The sequence below is a fragment of the Reichenbachiella sp. 5M10 genome (assembly GCF_002742335.1).
GTDB lineage: Bacteria > Bacteroidota > Bacteroidia > Cytophagales > Cyclobacteriaceae > Reichenbachiella.
This window is the reverse complement of record NZ_MDGR01000007.1, coordinates 2,702,048-2,721,237: the sequence shown is the minus strand read 5'-3', so window position 1 is coordinate 2,721,237 and position 19,190 is coordinate 2,702,048. Positions and strand designations below refer to the sequence as shown.

General features: G+C 45.8%; 12 protein-coding genes. 10 read left to right on the top strand and 2 right to left on the bottom strand.

The genetic code is table 11. From position 1 onward, the window contains the following. The first annotated feature begins 59 nt into the window (after positions 1–59). The 4 genes from BFP72_RS10765 (at position 60) to BFP72_RS10750 (ending at position 3,847) form a co-directional block, all read left to right on the top strand. Entirely contained in the window at positions 60–704 is a 645-nt protein-coding gene (locus BFP72_RS10765) for a CoA pyrophosphatase (RefSeq protein ID WP_255397192.1), read from the top strand. Further along, positions 691–1,947, top strand: a complete 1,257-nt coding sequence (locus BFP72_RS10760; RefSeq protein ID WP_099599144.1) for a DUF819 domain-containing protein — start codon at positions 691–693, stop codon at positions 1,945–1,947. The genes BFP72_RS10765 and BFP72_RS10760 overlap by 14 nt, the downstream gene beginning before the upstream one ends. Before the next feature lie 26 nt (positions 1,948–1,973). Next, the gene (locus tag BFP72_RS10755; protein WP_143520038.1) at positions 1,974–2,735 is read left to right on the top strand and encodes a hypothetical protein; all 762 of its coding nucleotides are present in this window, start codon (positions 1,974–1,976) and stop codon (positions 2,733–2,735) included. 95 nt (positions 2,736–2,830) lie between these two features. After that, positions 2,831–3,847: a zinc-binding dehydrogenase gene (locus BFP72_RS10750; protein ID WP_099599142.1), complete on the top strand. Its 1,017-nt coding sequence runs from the start codon at positions 2,831–2,833 to the stop codon at positions 3,845–3,847. Here the strand turns inward: BFP72_RS10750 and BFP72_RS10745 are convergent. Further along, positions 3,844–4,893 carry an AMP-binding protein gene (locus BFP72_RS10745; RefSeq protein ID WP_158233377.1) on the bottom strand — a complete coding sequence of 350 codons (1,050 nt, stop codon included), beginning with the start codon at positions 4,891–4,893 and terminating at the stop codon, positions 3,844–3,846. The genes BFP72_RS10750 and BFP72_RS10745 overlap by 4 nt on opposite strands. Positions 4,894–5,052: 159 nt before the next feature. Between BFP72_RS10745 and BFP72_RS10740 the strand changes: the two genes are divergently transcribed. Then, on the top strand, positions 5,053–6,525 hold the full coding sequence (locus tag BFP72_RS10740; protein ID WP_099599140.1) for a NupC/NupG family nucleoside CNT transporter: 1,473 nt from the start codon (positions 5,053–5,055) through the stop codon (positions 6,523–6,525). 39 nt (positions 6,526–6,564) lie between these two features. Here the strand turns inward: BFP72_RS10740 and pckA are convergent, their stop codons facing one another. Further along, the gene (gene pckA, locus BFP72_RS10735; RefSeq protein WP_099599139.1) at positions 6,565–8,184 is read right to left on the bottom strand and encodes a phosphoenolpyruvate carboxykinase (ATP); all 1,620 of its coding nucleotides are present in this window, start codon (positions 8,182–8,184) and stop codon (positions 6,565–6,567) included. 458 nt (positions 8,185–8,642) lie between these two features. Between pckA and BFP72_RS10730 the strand changes: the two genes are divergently transcribed. From BFP72_RS10730 to BFP72_RS10710, 5 genes are read left to right on the top strand one after another with little or no spacing between them, the layout of a single operon-like run. Further along, complete coding sequence (locus BFP72_RS10730) at positions 8,643–11,864, top strand: cyclic nucleotide-binding domain-containing protein (RefSeq protein ID WP_099599138.1); 3,222 nt, start codon at positions 8,643–8,645, stop codon at positions 11,862–11,864. Between the two features lie 23 nt (positions 11,865–11,887). Further along, positions 11,888–13,384, top strand: coding sequence for a hypothetical protein (locus BFP72_RS10725; protein ID WP_099599137.1), 1,497 nt, complete (start codon positions 11,888–11,890; stop codon positions 13,382–13,384). Position 13,385: 1 nt separating this feature from the next. Continuing rightward, positions 13,386–16,556: a High-affnity carbon uptake protein Hat/HatR gene (locus tag BFP72_RS10720; RefSeq protein WP_099599136.1), complete on the top strand. Its 3,171-nt coding sequence runs from the start codon at positions 13,386–13,388 to the stop codon at positions 16,554–16,556. A gap of 15 nt (positions 16,557–16,571) precedes the next feature. Continuing rightward, positions 16,572–17,693: an outer membrane beta-barrel protein gene (locus BFP72_RS10715; protein WP_143520037.1), complete on the top strand. Its 1,122-nt coding sequence runs from the start codon at positions 16,572–16,574 to the stop codon at positions 17,691–17,693. Then, positions 17,690–19,042, top strand: coding sequence for a hypothetical protein (locus BFP72_RS10710; protein WP_143520036.1), 1,353 nt, complete (start codon positions 17,690–17,692; stop codon positions 19,040–19,042). The genes BFP72_RS10715 and BFP72_RS10710 overlap by 4 nt, the downstream gene beginning before the upstream one ends. Positions 19,043–19,190: the final 148 nt, after the last annotated feature.

Below are 19,190 nucleotides of genomic sequence, written 5' to 3'. Positions count from 1 at the left end.
ATTGATATGTTTGTTCTTGATGCTAGGAAAATGAATTGGAGTCTTTCAAATAAAATAGGTTGATCAAAACATTCGTCTCGGAATTGGAAAAGGCCCTGTCGCATGGCTTGCCAGGGGCATCCGCTCAGCGTCTGATGGCCCCTCTGCGCATGGGAGAGATGCGTCGTAGCTATCGCCATTCGGAACCTCCCAGAGAGAGTGCTGTATTGATTTTGTTTTATACAGACGAGGAGCGAGTCAAGTTTCCTTTGATCGTGAGACCGACTTATCCAGGGGTACATAGTGGTCAAGTGTCGTTTCCAGGTGGGAAGTACGAGGCAGAAGACGCGGACCTGTCTGTCACCGCTTTGCGCGAAACGGAAGAAGAAATCGGAGTGCCGAGAGAGGATATACAGATCGTGGGTGCGCTCAGTGAGCATTATATCCCGCCGAGCAATTTCAATATCCAACCCTACATCGGGTGGGTGTCTCAAAAGCCCGCTTTCGTCTTGGAAGAACAGGAGGTGGATCATCTCGTAGAAGCTGATTTGGATGACTTGCTCGATAGCCAGTTGCGCAAGATGAAGTGGATAGAGCCCTATGATGGAGTCAAGATCGAGGCACCGTATTTTGATATCCAAAAGCAAGTGGTGTGGGGAGCCACAGCGATGATCCTCAGTGAATTGTCAGAGATAATAAAACGTATACCGAATGGAAGTGAATGAACCAGAAGTTATGATTACCAATGATGCGGTCGTGTTTGGCCTACTCATGATTTTATTAGGGTTTGTGTTTGTGACGAGTTCGTCTAAGAATGCCTTTTGGCAGAAGTTCTATACCTATTTTCCCTCCGTTTTGGTATGTTATTTTTTGCCTTCGGTGTTCAATTCTTTGGGGATTGTATCTGGTGAAGACTCTCAGTTGTACTTTGTTGCCTCTCGCTACTTGCTGCCAGCCAGTTTGGTGTTGTTGACACTGAGTACAGATTTCAAAGAAATCAAAAAGCTGGGGAGTAAAGCCATCATCATGTTTTTGACAGGGACGGTGGGGATCATCATTGGAGGGCCTCTGTCCATCTTGTTTTTCTCGTGGGTAGCACCGGATGTAGTCGGGGGAGATCTCAGTGTCGTTTGGCATGGTATGACTGCCATTGCAGGGAGTTGGATTGGCGGGAGTGCCAATCAAGCTGCGATGAAGGAGGTGTTTGATATTGATAAAGAGTTGTTTTCTCAAATGGTGACCGTAGATGTAATTGTAGCCAACATATGGTTGGCATTTTTACTTATTGGAGCAGGCAAGTCCAAACGCATTGACGCCATGTTCAATGCAGATGCTTCGGCGATCGAAGAAATGAAAAATAAGATCGAACAATACCAAGCCAGTATAGCTAAAATCCCGACTGTGAGGGATGTGATGTTGGTTTTGGCTGTAGGGTTTGGTGTGACAGGTATCGCTCATTTCCTTGCGGATTGGATTGCCCCTTTCATTGGGAGTCATTTTCCCGCTTTGGAGAAATATAGTTTGACGAAGAGCTTCTTTTGGTTGGTGGTGATCGCTACGACCGCTGGCTTGGGATTGTCGTTTACCAAGCTACGGCAGTTGGAAGGGGTTGGTGCCTCCAAGATCGGGAGTGTATTTATCTACATCCTCGTCGCGACCATCGGGATGCAAATGAATGTGCTGGCGATAGTCGAGTCACCGGGCTTGTTTCTGGTCGGGATCGTGTGGATGATGGTACACATCGGTCTACTGCTCGGAGTGGCTAAGCTCATCAAGGCGCCGTTCTTTTTTGTGGCAGTAGGGAGTCAGGCCAATGTCGGAGGAGCCGCCTCTGCTCCTGTGGTAGCCTCAGCGTTTCACCCGTCTCTGGCACCGGTAGGGGTGTTGCTGGCTGTGTTGGGCTATGCTTTGGGGACATATGGAGCGTATCTTTGTGGGATTTTGATGGAACTAGCTGCAGGAGGATGAACAAAGCAATGAAAAAATATTGGACAATGGCCTTAATGGTTGGTGTTCTCCTGTCGTGTGGCGAAGAGGACAAGCCCGTGGATTGTGCTCTGTCGGACTTGTCAGTGTCGGTACTCGCTCAGACTTCCGAAAACTGTAGTGAAGCAGGGTCTATAGAATTGCAAGGGGTAGGGGGAGAGGCACCCTATGCATACAGCGTCAACGGTATTTCTTTTCAGGATGAGTCGCTGTTTGAGGGGCTGTCTGCGGGAGAGTATAGTGTACTGGTGCGTGATGCCAACCACTGCATGAAGAGCCTGGGCGTAGAGATCGGTTCGGATATACCGGACTTGTCAGTAGAGGTGATCATTGATCAAGCCGCAGGATGTGGAGGGACGGTTGGGCAGCTGACCTTGGTGCCAGAGGCGCCGGATGCGGTGTACAGTTACAGTCTCGATGGAGGGGCTTTTGCGACAGAAGAAGTTTATACTGACTTGAGTCAAGGGATGCATGATTTGGTGGTGCAGGATGCGGCGGGTTGCCAAGATGAAACAACCGTATATGTACCCTCTGGAATTAGTTATAGTATGGAGGTAGCAGAGATCATCTCGACCAATTGTACCTTGGCCAAATGTCATGTCGCAGGCAACGGGATTCCTGATTTTTCAGAGTTTTCGGTCATTCAGCAGCAAGCTGAATCCATCAAAAAGAATACGCAAAACAAGACCATGCCCAAAGAGGGTGTGCTTACCGACGAAGAAATCGCTAAGATAGCCTGCTGGGTAGAAGATGGGGCCTTGGATAATTGATAGAACATACATGTCGTACTTGGAAAACTGTACTGCAAACCCCGAAAAGTAAGACGCTTTTCCTCATCTTTGCACCAAGATAAAATACATTTCAGATGCAAAGACAAGCGTACCGAATCAACAAAGTAGGAGCTACCTCTAACCTCAAGCTGGTAGAAGAAGAACTCGAAGCACCAGCAGCGAATGAAGTGCAGGTCGCTGTACGTACGATTGGGCTCAATTTTGCAGATGTGTTTGCCATTCATGGCTTATATAGTGCCACTCCCAAGGGGAGTTTTGTGCCTGGGTTGGAGTTTTGTGGCGTGATCGAATCGATCGGTGCGGAGGTCAAAGACTACAAGGTGGGAGATCGTGTGATGGGCGTGACACGCTTCGGTGGCTATGCTACACGGTTGAATATCGATGATCGTCACATTGTGCCACTGCCTGAGGGATGGACGGACGAAGAAGGCGCTGCGTTTTTGGTACAGGGACTGACCGCTTACTACGCGTTGGTATACTTGGGCGGGCTGAAAAAGGGGCAGAACGTTCTCATCCATAGTGGGGCAGGTGGAGTAGGGATACTGGCCAACCGCATCGCAAAAAATTATGGTGCATTCACCGTGGGGACCATTGGTAGTGATCGGAAAATGGACGTGCTCAAGCGAGAAGGATTTGATGCACAGATCGTTCGTAGCAAGAATTTCGAAGCGGATTTGGTGCAAGCCCTCGATGGGCGGGAGTTGAACCTCGTCATCGAGACGATAGGCGGAGCGGTATTCAAAGCAGGCTACAAGACCATGGCACCACAAGGTCGAATGGTGGTGGTAGGAGCTTCGCAATTTGCCTCACCAGGGTCTAAGCCCAATTACCTGAAGCTTTTGTGGAAGTTTATCACCCGGCCCAAACTGGATCCCCAAGAGATGATTCAGGACAATAAATCTGTGATGGGGTTCAATTTGATATGGCTCTATGAGAAAGTCGAAATCATGGATGAGTTGCTCTTAGAAATGAGTAAGTTGGATTTGGGCAAGCCTTTCGTCGGTCAAGTGTTTGCTTTCAATGAATTGCATGAGGCGATCAAGCTATTCCAGAGTGGACAATCCACGGGCAAGGTCGTGGTACGGGTCTAAGCGATTTCTTGTACGATTTCTTTTCTTTTTACCTTTCCACTGTCTGTTTTGACAAAGGGACCAGAGACTTTCACTTCTTTGGGTACGTGATGCTTGCTATATATCCGAGTGATTTGATTTTGTATCTGTACAAAGGTATCTGTGCTGATGGGGGATTCGGTGACCAATATACACCTCTCGTTGAGTACTGGGTCTTCGACCCCTGCGATGAAGAATGCGGTGTCTCCTAGCCATGGAGCGATGGTTTTCTCGAGTTGCTCGGGATGGATTTTGATGCCTCCAGAGTTGATGACATGATCTGCTCTACCCAACCATTCGAAGCTCCTGTCTGAGTGTAGTTTTACAACATCTGTTGTTTGGATACGGGTATCGTTGGTGACGACCCCTTGGATGTGAAGGCAGTGCTGAGCATTGGTTCCGATGGTGATGGATTCGAGTACATGATACAGCGCCTCTTCGTAGTGACCGTGGATCGGCATGAGGGCGATATGACTGACGGTTTCGGTCATGCCATAGGTGAGGTATAGACGGTTGGGCAATGAAGCGAGTTGTTCGAAGGCTGCTCTGCTCAGAGGAGCACCGCCAATCAATACGGTGCGAATCTTGCTGAGCTGCACCAAGCTGTCGTCAGCGATCATTTGGTAGATTTGATAGGGTACAAAGGATGCAAAATCAACAGAGGAGTCCAGTTGCAAAAGCGGATTGGAACTGGGACGGGTGAGAAGCAGGTCTAAATCCAAGATAAGTGCACGTGCGACCATCATTAGTGAGGCGATATACTGCGGGTTGAGGCAGAGAAGTACTCGGTCTTGAGGTTGCAACTGCAGGTGTCGTGCAGTGGCTTGGACACTTGCCTCGATTTGTCTGCGATTTACGATGATCGGTTTGGGGACGCCTGTGGAGCCCGAACTGTGAAAAGTGAACTCACTTTGCTTGGACAACCAACCTTTGACGAACTGAGTCAGAACCTCAAATTCGGGGTGTTTTTCACTTAGAGAATGGATTTGTTCTGGGGCGTATTTCCCTTCTTCGAACTGAATTTTCATAGGGCATGTGGTGACGAAAAGCCAAAGATACGTCACAAGCCATCGACAGCAAAGTGTGCTTTTTCTCATAAAAAGAAAAGTATTCGGCCAAAGCCTTTGTCCTGTGCGCTATGAGCCTTTATTTTAAGCTTTTGATACATTCAACACAACGTCCATTTGATGATTTTTAGACGCGTATTTCTCCTCCTGTTTGTGGTCTTGATGTGCTCGATAGACACTGTACAAGCCCAGGACTCTCTCAGCTACGAAGTAGTTGTCGATACCTTGCTCCACATGGATGAGCCTCTTCCTGATGTCACCGTTTCGCACGAAGCAGTTGTCGTAGATGAAGTGGCAGAGGGAGGGTCGTTTGTTTCGGTACTTCGTGGTGTCTTGGGGATGCTGGTGATTATCGTGATTGCCTGGCTTTTCAGTAGCAATCGCAAGGCGATATCGTGGAAGATAGTGGGGATAGGGCTTGTGATTCAAGTGCTTCTTGCTATGAGTATATTGTACCTTTCTGTGGTACGTTTGATCTTTGATTACGTAGGTCGTGGGTTTACCCAAATACTTGAGTTTACCAAGGTAGGGAGTGAGTTCTTGTTTGGAAACATGATGGATGCAGAGTCCTTTGGGTATGTGTTTGCTTTGCAAATACTGCCTACAATCATATTTTTCTCGGCGATTACAAGTGTGCTTTTTTACTTGGGGGTTATCCAAAAGGTCGTATATGTCTTGGCGTGGCTACTCAGCAAAGCTCTCAAACTGAGTGGTGCAGAGAGCTTGAGTGTTGCGGGTAATATCTTTTTGGGTCAAACCGAAGCACCGTTATTGATCAAAGGCTATCTCCAGAATATGAACCGTTCTGAAATCCTGCTCGTGATGACAGGAGGGATGGCTACTGTGGCAGGAGGTGTATTAGCAGCCTATATAGGTTTTCTAGGAGGGGGTGATCCTGTACAACGTTTGATATTTGCCAAACACCTCTTGGCAGCCTCCGTGATGGCTGCACCAGGAGCAGTGATCATTTCCAAAATCATATATCCGCAGACCGACCCCATCAATACCGAGGTGAAAGTCAGTCGTATGAATGTCGGCTCCAATTTTTTGGATGCGATGGCAAATGGGACGACCGAAGGATTGAAATTGGCGCTCAATGTTGGTGCGATGTTGCTCGTGTTTTTTGCCTTTCTTGCGATGTTCAATTTTGTCTTGTTTGAACTTGGCGCATGGACGGGGTGGAATGCTTCGATTGCATCTTTTTCGAACGGCAACTATTCTGCGCTGAGTTTAGAGTTTTTGTTGGGCTACTTGTTTGCGCCACTTATGTGGCTCATAGGTATAGCGAGTGAGGACATTACATTGGTGGGAAGACTGCTGGGTGAGAAACTCATCGCCAGTGAGTTTGTCGGGTACGAGAGTTTGGCTAGACTCAAAGGCGAAGGAGCGTTTACCGATCAGAAATCCATCATCATGGCAACTTATATGCTGTGTGGTTTTGCCAATTTTGCTTCTGTTGGAATCCAAATAGGAGGCATTGGGGGATTGGCACCTGACAAAAAGGTCATGCTCTCCGAGCTTGGAATGAAGGCACTTGTGGCGGGGACACTTGCCTCTCTGCTGTCTGCTACCATCGTAGGGATGATCATGTAGGTAAAGGAAAGGCGGCCATATGACCGCCTTATTCAGGACTTATTGATGAGTCAAGTTGGGGGTAGGTTGCCCAGACATGATTTCATCGTTGGCATACTCTTCAAACTTCTTGAAGTTTTCAATGAATTTGTACGCGAGATCGTTGGCTTTGGCATAGTAGCCTTTGTCGTCTTTCCACGTTTCACGCGGACTCAAGAGTTCTGAGGGGACCTCTGGGCACGTCATCGGGATCTCTACACCATAGATAGAATGTGTCCGATAGCCTACATTGTCTAGTGTACCGTTGAGTGCAGCGGAGATCATGGCTCGGGTGTATTTGAGTTTCATACGAGATCCTATACCGTATGGGCCTCCTGTCCACCCTGTATTGATGAGCCATACATTTACCTCATTTTCTTCCATTTTTTTACCGAGCATTTCAGCGTACTTGGTCGGGTGCAGTGGCAAAAATGGTGCGCCAAAGCATGCACTAAATACGGTCTGGGGTTCGGTCACCCCCGCTTCTGTACCGGCGACTTTTGCGGTATAGCCTGAGATGAAGTGGTACATCGCTTGACCTTTGCTCATTTTGGATATGGGAGGGATCACCCCGAAAGCATCACAAGTCAAAAAGAAGATGTTGCGAGGGATGCCGCCAATGGATGGGGTGGCCGCATTGTGGATGTGATGGATCGGGTAAGCTGCTCGTGTATTTTCGGTCACCGACACATTTTCATAGTCTACTTCCCGCGTATGGTCAAAATAGCGTGTGTTTTCGACAATCGAGCCAAATTTGATGGCGCGAAAGATGTCCGGCTCATTCTTCTCTTTGAGATCAATGACTTTGGCATAGCAGCCTCCTTCAAAATTGAATACGTTGGATGCAGTCCAGCCGTGCTCGTCGTCCCCGATGAGGTCGCGATTGGGGTCTGCCGAGAGGGTTGTTTTTCCCGTGCCGGATAGTCCAAAGAAGATCGCAGTATCCTTCTTTTGCAAGCCCATATTGGCAGAGCAGTGCATAGACAGTACATTCTCTTGCACAGGGAGTAGGTAGTTGAGTACCGAGAAGATTCCTTTCTTCATTTCTCCAGCGTAGGCTGTGCCACCTATCAGAATGGTTCTTTTCTTGAGGTTGATGATTGCAAAATTTTTGCTTCGCGTCCCGTCAGTCTTTGGGTCAGCTTCGAATTCTGGGACACACAAGATGGTGAAGTTGGGCTTGAAATCTTTGAGCTTGTAGCTTTCCGGTCGCAAGAACATGTTGTAACAAAACAGGTTGTGCCAAGCTTGGGTGTTGATGACTCGTAGATTGAGACGATAGGTTTTGTCAGCACCTGCATAAGCATCTCTGGCGTAGATCTTTTTCCCAGCCAGGTGGTCGATCATTTTTTGATGAAGGCGATCAAATTGCTCCTCTTCGAAGGGGAGATTGATGTCGTTCCACCAGATATGTGGGCTAGATACTTCGTCTTGGACGATGAAGCGATCCTTGGGGGAGCGACCGGTGAATTTGCCTGTGTCGCACATGAGCGCTCCGGTGTCAGTCAGGGTTCCTTCTTGGTTGATGATGGCTTCTTCGATGAGTGCTGCCGGCGCTAGGTTCCATTTGACGGTCGCCGCATTTTGGATTCCAGAGAACTCGATTCCGTGAGCTTCTGGGATGATTCCGAACTGTTGCATTTGATTCAATTTTTGGTTTAATGTTGAACCAAAGTTAAGGGCTTTAAACCATTGATTTACTGTGTAATGGTCAAAATCCTACATCTTGTTAAAATGCAAATAGTAGGATTATTGCAGGTATGAATTGCATCATTTTCAGAAGTATCTACATATGTGCTTATTGGTGCTCGAGATGGACGGGTTATGTTATACTAATGTTACATGAATAGCGTTTTTTTTCTTAAGTTTGAATGTTAGAGATGTCAGCTATGGACGAATGTAAGTTATAACAGTTCTTGGACTCAAGATAGACAGGATGTGACAGGAGGAAAATGAGCAATGTAATCTTGGAAAAGTATAATTTCATTTTGAAGTAGTCAATTCTTTATTCAATAAAGAGAAGAATACTAACTTAACGCTAAACTGTGCTTCAATCTTTTTTAGCCTTTCTTGGGGGGAAACCCGGTGAAGAGAAAACCATGCTTTTACTTTTGGGTAAGGGTTTCTTTATGGGAGTGTTTTTGGCCACTTACCTTGTAGGGGCAGAGACACTATTCATCAGTACTGTGGGCAAGGCTTACCTTGACGATGCCTTTTTTGTGACAGGAGTGCTTGGGGTATTTACCACTGCATTATATGTTTACATTCAGAAGCGTTCCAATTTTTCGACACTCGTCGTCTCCAATGTATTCCTTACATTTTTGTTTATATCGCTACTTAGGCTGGCTTTTTGGTACTTTGACTACAGTCAGACGGATAAAGGCTTTCACATTCTCCCTTTTATATTGTTTGTGATGAACGGGCCTATTTCAGCCGTGACACTGCTGGGCTTCTGGGGTATCTTCGGTAGGATTTTTGACCTCAAACAAGCGAAGAGGACCATTGGAGGGATTGATACAGGGCAGTTGACAGCTACGATGATCGCTTTCTTTTCGATCCCGTTGTTGACGAGGTTATCCATCATAGATGAAACCTACGATCTACTGCTTATCTCAGCCGTCTCGGCTTTTGGGGTTTTGGTCATCACGATTTGGATTGTCAAAGACTACAACCTTGACATAGCTACCAAGATTAGAAAAGATCAAAACATCAATGTCAAAAAGATCTCTTACATGGATCTCTTCAAGGACAAGTACATGCGCATGCTGTGTTTGTTTATGGTGTTTTCGATGGGATCGGCTGTGTTTGCCAATTACGTTTATATTTCTGCGACAGAGATATTTTATCCAGTCAACAAAGAAACGGGTGATGATTCAGAATTGAGGGATTTCTTGTCGTTTGCCAATGCGGCTGTTATGCTTTTGAGTTTTACGATTCAGAGTTTTATCAACGATATCATTATTGGTCGATTTGGATTAAGAGTGTCGCTGATGGTGATGCCTCTGGTGCTCGGACTCTTTACGATGGGAGCGATTTTTTCGGGCCACATGTTTGGGTACGAAGAGAAAACGGATGAGTTTTTGTATTTCTTTATCTTTCTAGTGGTAGGAAAAGTATTTACCTCATCTCTGAAAGATGCCCTCGAAAGCCCTGCTTTCAAGCTGTTCTTTCTTCCTTTTGATATTAAAATTCGATTTGACATTCAGTCTCGAATCGAAGGGGTGGTCAATCAAGTTGCAATTCTTGTGGCAGGCGGGATGCAGATTGCGATGGGGTTGTTGGCCTTTTTTAAGTTGATTCACTACGCATATTTTATCCTCGTGTTGGCGGTGTTTATCATTTACTATGCGGGCAAACTGTATACAGAATACAAGTCTCAGTTGCTGTTGACTCTCGAAGAACAAAAAGCACGGCTCAAGGGTGCAGGAACCAAAAATGAATACAATACCATCAACATCATCAAGCGTGAACTGAGACGTAGAGACCCTGTTCGGGTGATGAATGCGCTCAAACTGATGGAGAAAATGGAGCCAATCATTTTGGATTTCTCCTTGCTGGATTTTATCCGTTCGGAGCATCGGGAACTTCGAGAGTACGCCTATTATAGATTGGGGTTTTTGAAAAGCTATAGTACACTGGAGATTCTCGAAAGAGAGATCAAGAAAGAAGAAGATGCAGAGGTCAGAAGGACAGCAGCGGATACGCTCGAGGTATTGCATGAGCTCGAAGATTATCAGCTCAATGAAGGACATATCAAGAAACTGGTACGTTCTACGGAGATCGAAGATCGAATATATGCCGCTCGTGCTTTGGCAAAACTGGAAGAGGATAAGTTCGTGCCGTTCTTGACAGAGCTGCTGAGAGATATCAATCCAGCGGTGCGTAGAGCAGCGATCACCACCGCGGGAAAACTGCGGAGACCAGAATTTTGGAATGTACTCATCGAAAACCTCCACATTCCCGCATATAGCAATTATGCGGATTCAGCATTGATTGCCTCTGGAGAAACGGTCTTTTATGCGATTGACTCTGCGTTTTACAAGACGGCACAGCATCGAGACACGATGGTACGTATAGTGCAGATCATGGGTAAGATAGGCGGCAAAACGGCTACCGAGATGTTGTGGAAGAAAATTGATTTTCCTGACAAGGTCATTGTTTCCGAACTATTGTTGTCGCTTAGTTTTATAGGTTTTGAAGCCAAGGATTTTCATGCGGCACGTATCAAGATTGCCATCGAAAGTACGATCAGCGACTTGGCTTGGAATGTCAAGGCAGTACAAGATATCCCCAGGGACGACTTTTATGACAAGATGATCCATACGGCCTTCGAAGAAGAGAATAAGAAGAATTTTGACTTGATATTTATGCTGCTGTCAATGATCTATGATGCACAGAGTATCAAACTAGTCCGAGACAACATCGACCTGGGTACGACGGATAGTGTGTCCTTTGGGATAGAAATGCTCGACATATTTGTGGATGAGATTCTGAAACCAAAGTTGTCGGCGGTGTTGGATGACATCCCGATAGATGAAAAGTTGAAAAAGCTCAACAACTATTTCCCTCCAGAAAATTTTACAGATTATTCGGATTTGCTTCTGCAGATCGTCAATCGAGATTACAACAACATCAATAAATACACCAAATGCTTGGCGATGTATAAGCTGGCTCAGGTACGAGGGCAGAAAGTGACCGATGACATGATTGCTAATTTGTTTAATCCAGATTATGTAATGGTGCAGACAGCAGCTGCGACGATGTATAAATTGGACAAGGATGCCTACCAGTATCACACCAAGCGTTTGAAAACATCGCTAAAGAAGGCATTGGACAAGGATATTGTTCCTCCAGTATTTAAGGCAAAGGAAGAAGGGTTTCATCAAAAACTACTGGTGATCGAGCGTGCGATTATGCTCAAGCAGATCGAGGTGTTTGAACAGATTCCGGGCGTAATATTACTGGATTTGGCCAATCGATTTGAGGAAATCAAAGTGTCCGAAAATACAACCATAAGCGAGATCGGAGACTCGGGAGGGACACCAGTATATGTAGTGCTTGCGGGCAAACTCCGGGTGGAATACGAGGACGGAAGTTCACGGATTCTGGAAGAGCGCGGAATCATTGGGCACAAGCTTATATTGACTTCTGACAAATGCCCTTATAACCTAGCCAGTGAAGAAGAAAGCCTCTTGTTGGCAATAGGGAAAGATGACCTGTATGATGCTGTCTCGCGAAACGTCGAGATGGTAGATGGTATATTGACTGTGGTCAATGAAAGTGAAATAGAAGAAGAAGAGGAATCTATATTTATTGGATAAACGCACCTGTAAAGTATCAGTGAATGGAATTTGAATACGATATATTACTTGCCTATCATACCCTAGATGATCAACCTATTGGCGGAGGAGAGAAAGGGTGGGTTACCAACTTTTATCGTTTTTTGTCTACGCTAGTTGAGCAAGTTTCTGGCCGACCGTCCAAAATCAAGTTGGTCAATGAAAATGATAGTCATGTCGATTTGTACAACTCGAGTGCGACTTTGGTGGCGATATTTTCCAAGGACTTTTTGAATAACCCAACACTGATCAATGGTGTCAACCTCTTTGCTAGCTCTGCCAAAGAAAATGGCAGTCTCCAATTGGGTGGGATATCTAGGTTGTACAAGGTGATCAAATTCCCCATAGATGTGGATGAATATTTGCCGGATTATTCGGATATCCTGTCGTATGATTTTTATCAAATAGACTCGTTGACAGGGGAACCTCAGGAATTCCGAAGGTTTTTTGGGAATGAGGCTGAACGTAGTTACTGGATGAAAATGGTCGATATGGCCTATGATATTCACCAGGTACAGCAGAAATTGGCAGAGTTGTCGACGGAGCAAAGTTCCGTAGCGGAAATAGAGAAGGACAAAACGATTTATTTGGCGAATTCGGGGGTGGATATGATCATCCAACGAGATATTGTCAAGCGAGAGTTGATACGTCATGGATACCGGGTACTGCCTGATCAGTCCTTGCCCAAGGAGGTGCATTCTCTTGAGGTAGCTGTCAAGCGTGACTTAGAATCTTGTTGCTTGTCCATACACTTGATCGGTGAGGATTATGGCTATACGCCACGTGGATCGGAGCTTTCTGTTGTAGATATTCAGAACAAAATCGCCTCACAGTACACCTATGAAGTACATGAAAAAAACAAGAAAAAGCGAGGGGGAGACAAGTTCAGTCGATTGATTTGGTTGTCGCCTGATTTGAAAAATGTCACCGAGAGACAGAAGATATTCATTGAAGACCTAAAGAGTGATGCTGCAGCTCTTGATGAAGCGGAGGTATTGCAGATCCCTTTGCAAGAATTGAAATCCATCATTCGTGAAGAGCTGGTGACGGGAGGAAGGTTCAAAGCCAAAGAGATACACGAAGACCGGTCTTTGCCTGATGAGGGCAATATCATCTACCTGATTTGTGATCAGCTTGATGTAGAATCTTCCCAGCCTATTGCGGGGTATTTGAAAGAAAAAGGGTACAACGTCGTTACTACTTTGTTTGAAGGGAAGTTGATGGATTTGAGGTATTTGCATCAAGAAAACTTGAGGCGCTGTGATGCTTCTTTGATCTATTTTGGCAAGTCTTCTGAGGATTGGATGAAAACCAAGCTTCAGGATTTGCTCAAAGCACCTGGTTTTGGTCGAACCAAACCGATGAAGGTTACAGCGATTTTTGCAGAGGATATGGACAAGGTAGAGCAGCAAAATGTGCAATTGACACGAACAATGATATTGGGAGGCAGTGGGTTTACTCCTGGTGCACTTGATCCATTCTTGGCTAAACTGGAAAACTAACATGAGCGAAAAAGAATTACTTACTAAAGAGCAGGAGCAAGAATTTGCTCAATTCGTTGATCCGTTCCCAGGGTTGAGACCATTTGGAGTGGAAGAAAGCCATTTGTTTTTCGGAAGAGAAGGACAAAGCGACGAAGTATTGATGAAGTTGTCCGAAAACAAGTTCGTTGGTATCCTTGGGGCTTCGGGTAGTGGTAAATCTTCGTTGATGTACTGTGGGCTCATCCCGACGCTGCATGGAGGATTTATGACGCAGGCCGGTTCCAACTGGCGGATTGTCGTGACACGCCCAGGTGGAGGCCCTATAGATAATTTGGCAGAGTCTCTGCTGATGAAGGACGAGCAGTACAACAGCATAGACGAAGAGGATCAGCTGATTCGCAAGACGATTACCTCGACTGTGTTGAGGAGTAGTTCGCTAGGACTGATCGAAGTAGTCAAGCAACTCAAGGCTTCCGAACATGAGAACGTATTGATTTTGGTGGATCAGTTTGAGGAGCTTTTTAGATACAAGAAATTGGAGACACTGTCTTCGGATTTGGATGAGTCCTCGGCGTTTGTCAACTTGTTGCTTGAGGCAGTACATCAGTACGATGCACCGATATATGTGGCCATCACTATGCGTTCGGATTTTATAGGGGACTGTGCTCAGTTTCCGGAATTGACGCAGATGATCAACGATAGTCACTATCTAATCCCCCAGATGACACGCGATCAAAAGCGTCTAGCGATCGAAGGACCCGTGGCAGTAGGAGGGGGCAAGATTGCGCCGAGATTGACACAGCAGTTGCTCAATGATGTGGGAGACAATCCTGATCAGTTACCGATTTTGCAGCATGCGCTCATGCGAACTTGGCAGTTTTGGAAAGAGCACCGGAAGGAAGACGAACCGATGGATTTGAAGCATTACAATGCCGTCGGTACGCTACGAGAGGCTTTGTCGCAACACGCCAATGAAGCTTTTGATTCCTTGTCCAAACGAGAACAGCAGATTTGTGAGTCAATGTTCAAAGCACTGACCGAAAGAGGAACGGAATCGTCTGGTATCAGACGCCCTACAAAAATAGCTACAGTAGCTGCCATCTCAGGAGTAACAGAAGACGAGGTGGGACGTGTAGTAGATAAGTTTAGAGAACCAGGCCGTACACTACTCATGCCCCCACATGGAGTGAGATTGGATTCAGATACGGTGATTGATATTTCTCACGAGAGTTTGATGCGGATCTGGACGCGACTGAAGTCGTGGTTGGATGAAGAATCGCGTTCTGCCGAAATGTATCTCAAACTCGCCGAATCGGGTGAGAGGTTCCAAATGGGACGAGCTGGACTTTGGAAAATGCCCGATTTGCAACTCGCACTCAACTGGCAAGAAGAAAATAAACCCACGTTGGTATGGGGTCAGCGATATGATCCTGCTTTTGAGCGTACGATGGTGTTTTTGGAGACCAGTAAAAAGGCCTACGAAACAGAACAGCGCAACAAGGAATTGTTGCAGAAGCGTGCTCTCCAACGGTCTAGACTGGTAGCAGTAGTCCTTGGTGTGGCGATGCTGGTGTGTATCTTCTTTGTGGTCATGGCTCAGATTCAGAAAGGGGAAGCGAAGAAGCAAACGGCCAAAGCAGAAGCAAACTTGGAACTGGCGAGATTGGCTGAGGCCAACGCCAAAAAGCAAGAGGAAATTGCGATTGAAAAGGCAACAGAAGCGAGAAAACAAGCTCGATTGGCTGAAGAAGCTGCTGACAATGCCCGTGTGCAACAGCGAAAAGCAGAAGAGCAAAAGCAGCTGGCCGATATACAGAGACAGAAGGCAGAGCAGGCTGAGCAGCGAGCGAATCTTAATGCCAAGAAGGCTCAGGAAAGTGCGGAGGTAGCGAGGATCGCCAAACTATCGGCGGATAGCAGTGCGCAGATAGCCAACGAACAGAAGTTGGCAGCATTGGCATTACGCTACCAAGCTATTGCCAACTCTATGGCGATCAAGTCACAGAATATCGATGAGGATATTGAGCAGCAGGCTCTGATTGCTCGCCAAGCATGGATGTTTGATGACAAATACAATAGCAAGCAATACAATCCAGATGTTTATGCAGGGGTCTACTATGCAACCAAAGCCTTGACAGGAGGCGATTCGTCGACGTTCAATCATTTCATTGGTCACACAGGAGCGGTGAGATCGCTCAAGTACTCCAACGATGGCAAGCGCATGTTCTCCGCAGGGAGTGATGGTCGTATCTTGTCTTGGGATCTGAAAACGCGCCAAAGCTCGGAGCTGTTGAATGACAATCAAGTCAACCGTGTCGTTGATATCAGTCCGGATGAAAAATGGCTAGCTGTAGGGAGTGATACCGATCAGATTTTGCTGTACAACCTCAAAGACAAAGAGGCCTTGCCGAAAGAGATGAGCGGACACAATGGGGTTGTTTTTGATTTACTTTTCTTGAATGACAACAAGGGCTTCATTTTTACATCAAGTGACAAGGTCGTTCGCTTCAATGATTTCAATGGAAACAAGGAAATTTCACGTGTCGCATCTAGGGTCAAAACTTTGGCACTCAGCCCAGACGGAAGATACCTAGCCGGGGGGAGTGACTCGGGTAGCATCTATATCTGGGATATGGAAAATGGCTATGAAGAGACCTCCTTATATGTCCAACAAGGAGCGGCAGTGAGTGCGGTGACTTTCAGCCATGATGGCAAGGTGTTGGCGTTTGGTGATGAGGATGGAGATATCGTGTTGTGGAATCTAGAGGAGAACAAAACCATCAAAAAACTGACCTCACATAGTGCCACGATCTCAGAGTTGAATTTCAACAATGACAACACGTTGTTGGCTTCTTCAAGTTTGGACGGGACAGCCAAGCTATGGGTGATGGACTATCTCAATGATCTACCGATAGATCTCGATGATCACCAAAGCTTGGACAGAGTGGGTAGCAAAGGTTGGGTCTGGACGGTGCAGTTCGCTCCAGACGGTCAATCGCTCCTGACGGGCTCAGGAGAAGGAGTTATAAGACTGTGGCCGACCACCCCGGATGAAATGGCAGAGTCCATTTGTGGTTTTGATCTGATCGACGAAAACCTAAGTGAGACCACGTGGGCGGCATATGTCGGCGAAGATATCGAGTATGAATTTACTTGTGAGGGATTACCCAAAAGACAAGAATTAGAATAATAAACAGAACGTAGTTTGAAAAAAATACTTATTCCACTGGTACTCTTATCTCTATTGACCTTAGAGTCAATGGCACAGGGTGGATGTACCCAAAAATTGAGTGAGGCAGAAGATCTGTACGAGTCAGGGCGACTCTATGAGGTCACTAAAAAGCTGAACGAGGGCAACTGTCTCCATGGAGGGAAGGAAGGATTTACCAAAGAGGAGCGAACGAGAGCATATCGCTTGTTGGCTTTGGTATACATATTCATGGACAATGAGCCTGAGGCCGAAGATGCAGTAGTTAATCTGCTGTTGGTCGATCCTGAGCATCCAGGCAATGACCCCAACGATCCTGCGGAGTTGAAGTATTTATTTGCCAAGTATCGTTCCAAGCCGATATTTCGATTGGGAATTCTGGCTGGGGGTAATTTTTCCAATGTCAAGTCACTTGCAACCTATATGCCCTCTTCCATGAATCCTGGGTTTGATTCTACGGGCACAGTGATATCCAAGTCTTTTGATTCAGACCTAGGCTTTCGGGCTGGGCTGAGTTTCGAGTACATGGTCGTCAAAAACTTAGAATTGGTGGTCCGTTTGATTTATTCGGCACATAGTTTTGATGTGGATTATAATGTAATAAGTAACGGTACTTATGAACCGACCAATTCCTTTTTTTTGGTGATGAAAGAAAAACAAAACTGGTTGAAAACTCCAGTAGCGTTGCGATACAATATCCCTCTTGGCGGAGTGACCCCTTATGTGACATTAGGAGCATCGTATGATTTCCTTCTTAGTGCCAATATGTCTGGTAACCGAGCAGGACTTGGAACCAAATTTTTGACAGGTTTGGATTTGAAGGCAAATAACATGCGCTATACTTCCAATTGGTCTTACATGGGAGGTTTGGGAGTTAAGATTGATTTTAAACGGACAGATTCGTTTTTTGTTGAAGGAAGTTATAGTGTGGGAGCAAAGAATTTTGTCAAGAATCGGTATGGGTCTGAAGAGCTCAATTTTGATGTTAGCCATACGGATGATGACAAAGTAATCAATAGTATGGCGATTTCTGCGGGTTATATCCATTCGTTCTACAACCCGAAGAAGTACTCCGATAAGAAGCTGCAGAAAGTGAACCGTAAAAGGAAAGAGAGATGAGAAACAAGTCGATGAGAACGATACTTTCTATAATGAGTCTAATGCTGATGCTGGGCTGTATGGAGGAAGATCCAAACAGTTTGGATCCATCTGAGATTTTTATCAAATACTTTGGGACCACAGATACAGAAGGAGTGGTAGACTTGGTGCAAACATCCTCGGATGAGTTTCTATTGTTGGGTTTTACCAACAATACCACAGCCAATGATTATGATTTTTATTTGATCAAGACAGACTCGGCAGGCAATGGAATCTGGCAACAGACCTATGGCTATGATGATGGAGTAGTCGGCAATGCGGAGAGCCAAGATGTACCTACATCTATACACCTGTTCAACAATGATCAAAATGCGATGGCGATCGGTACCAGTGATATATCGGATACACTTAGGATTTTCATGGTAAATATTGATTTGAGTACAGGGGAAGCTGTTGACACCTTCTCATACCAGTTTTATGACGACCGTAGCGCGACAGCTATTGATGATCAAGGCTACAAATCTACGTTGGGAGCGGATGTGGTGTTTGATGAGGTGAACAATCAGTTTATTGTATTGGGGAGTGTGGAGACATGGAGTAGTGATGTGTATTTGACAGACCCTCAGAGTATATTTTTGATGAGTCTAGACGCGTCGTTGGATTGGCATGCCTCGGATTTCGAACCGACATGGATAGACATTACGGGATTGCGCCTGGAAGATACAGGAGTCAAACTGGTGCAGGATGAAGGTGAGTATTTTTATGTAGCGACTGTGACGATTCCAGTGGGTAGTGGTGTAGGGTATGGCAATCGGGATGTCTTTATTTCGGAGTTTAATCCACTCAGTGGAACACCGGGAGTCAACAACTATTACGGGACGTCCGTGCCAGATGTAGCTGCTAGTGTCATAGCTTATGGCAATGATTTGCTGATCACTGGTACGTCAGGCAATGAACAAAATGATCAAGCTTTCTTTTTGAATGTCCCTAAGAGTCTGCCCAAAACTGTGGCTGGTGGATTTGTCATCGATGTGGTAGAGGACATGGGCATAATTGCAGAGGGTAGCCAGGGCAAAGATCTGGTGCGTTTGTCCAATGGAGATATTACTATCGCTGGGCAGCTCAATAGCTATACGGCTCCAGGTTCAGATCGAGAGTTTAAGGAAAACGAAATTGTCTTGTTTCGTGTAGATGGGTTTGGCAATTTGGATACAGACAATTTTAGAGTATATGGAAGTGAAGACAATGACCAAGCCAATGCAATAATATTGCGGGAGGATGGTGCGTTAGTCATAGGAGCAACAGTAGATTTTGGTTCGACTTCTATGATGTCCTTATTGAAAACGAACAGTAGGGGAGAGTTTAAGTAGGAAGCTTTGCGCTAAATACTTGATACATAGTGTGGAAAGAAGGCTATCTTTGTGGTCGCCTAGACGGGATTTCGGAAGTGAATAGATAGAATGATGGGAGAAAAAAATAACGTTAGAAAATTAATACCTAACCTAAAGAGTAAACTGG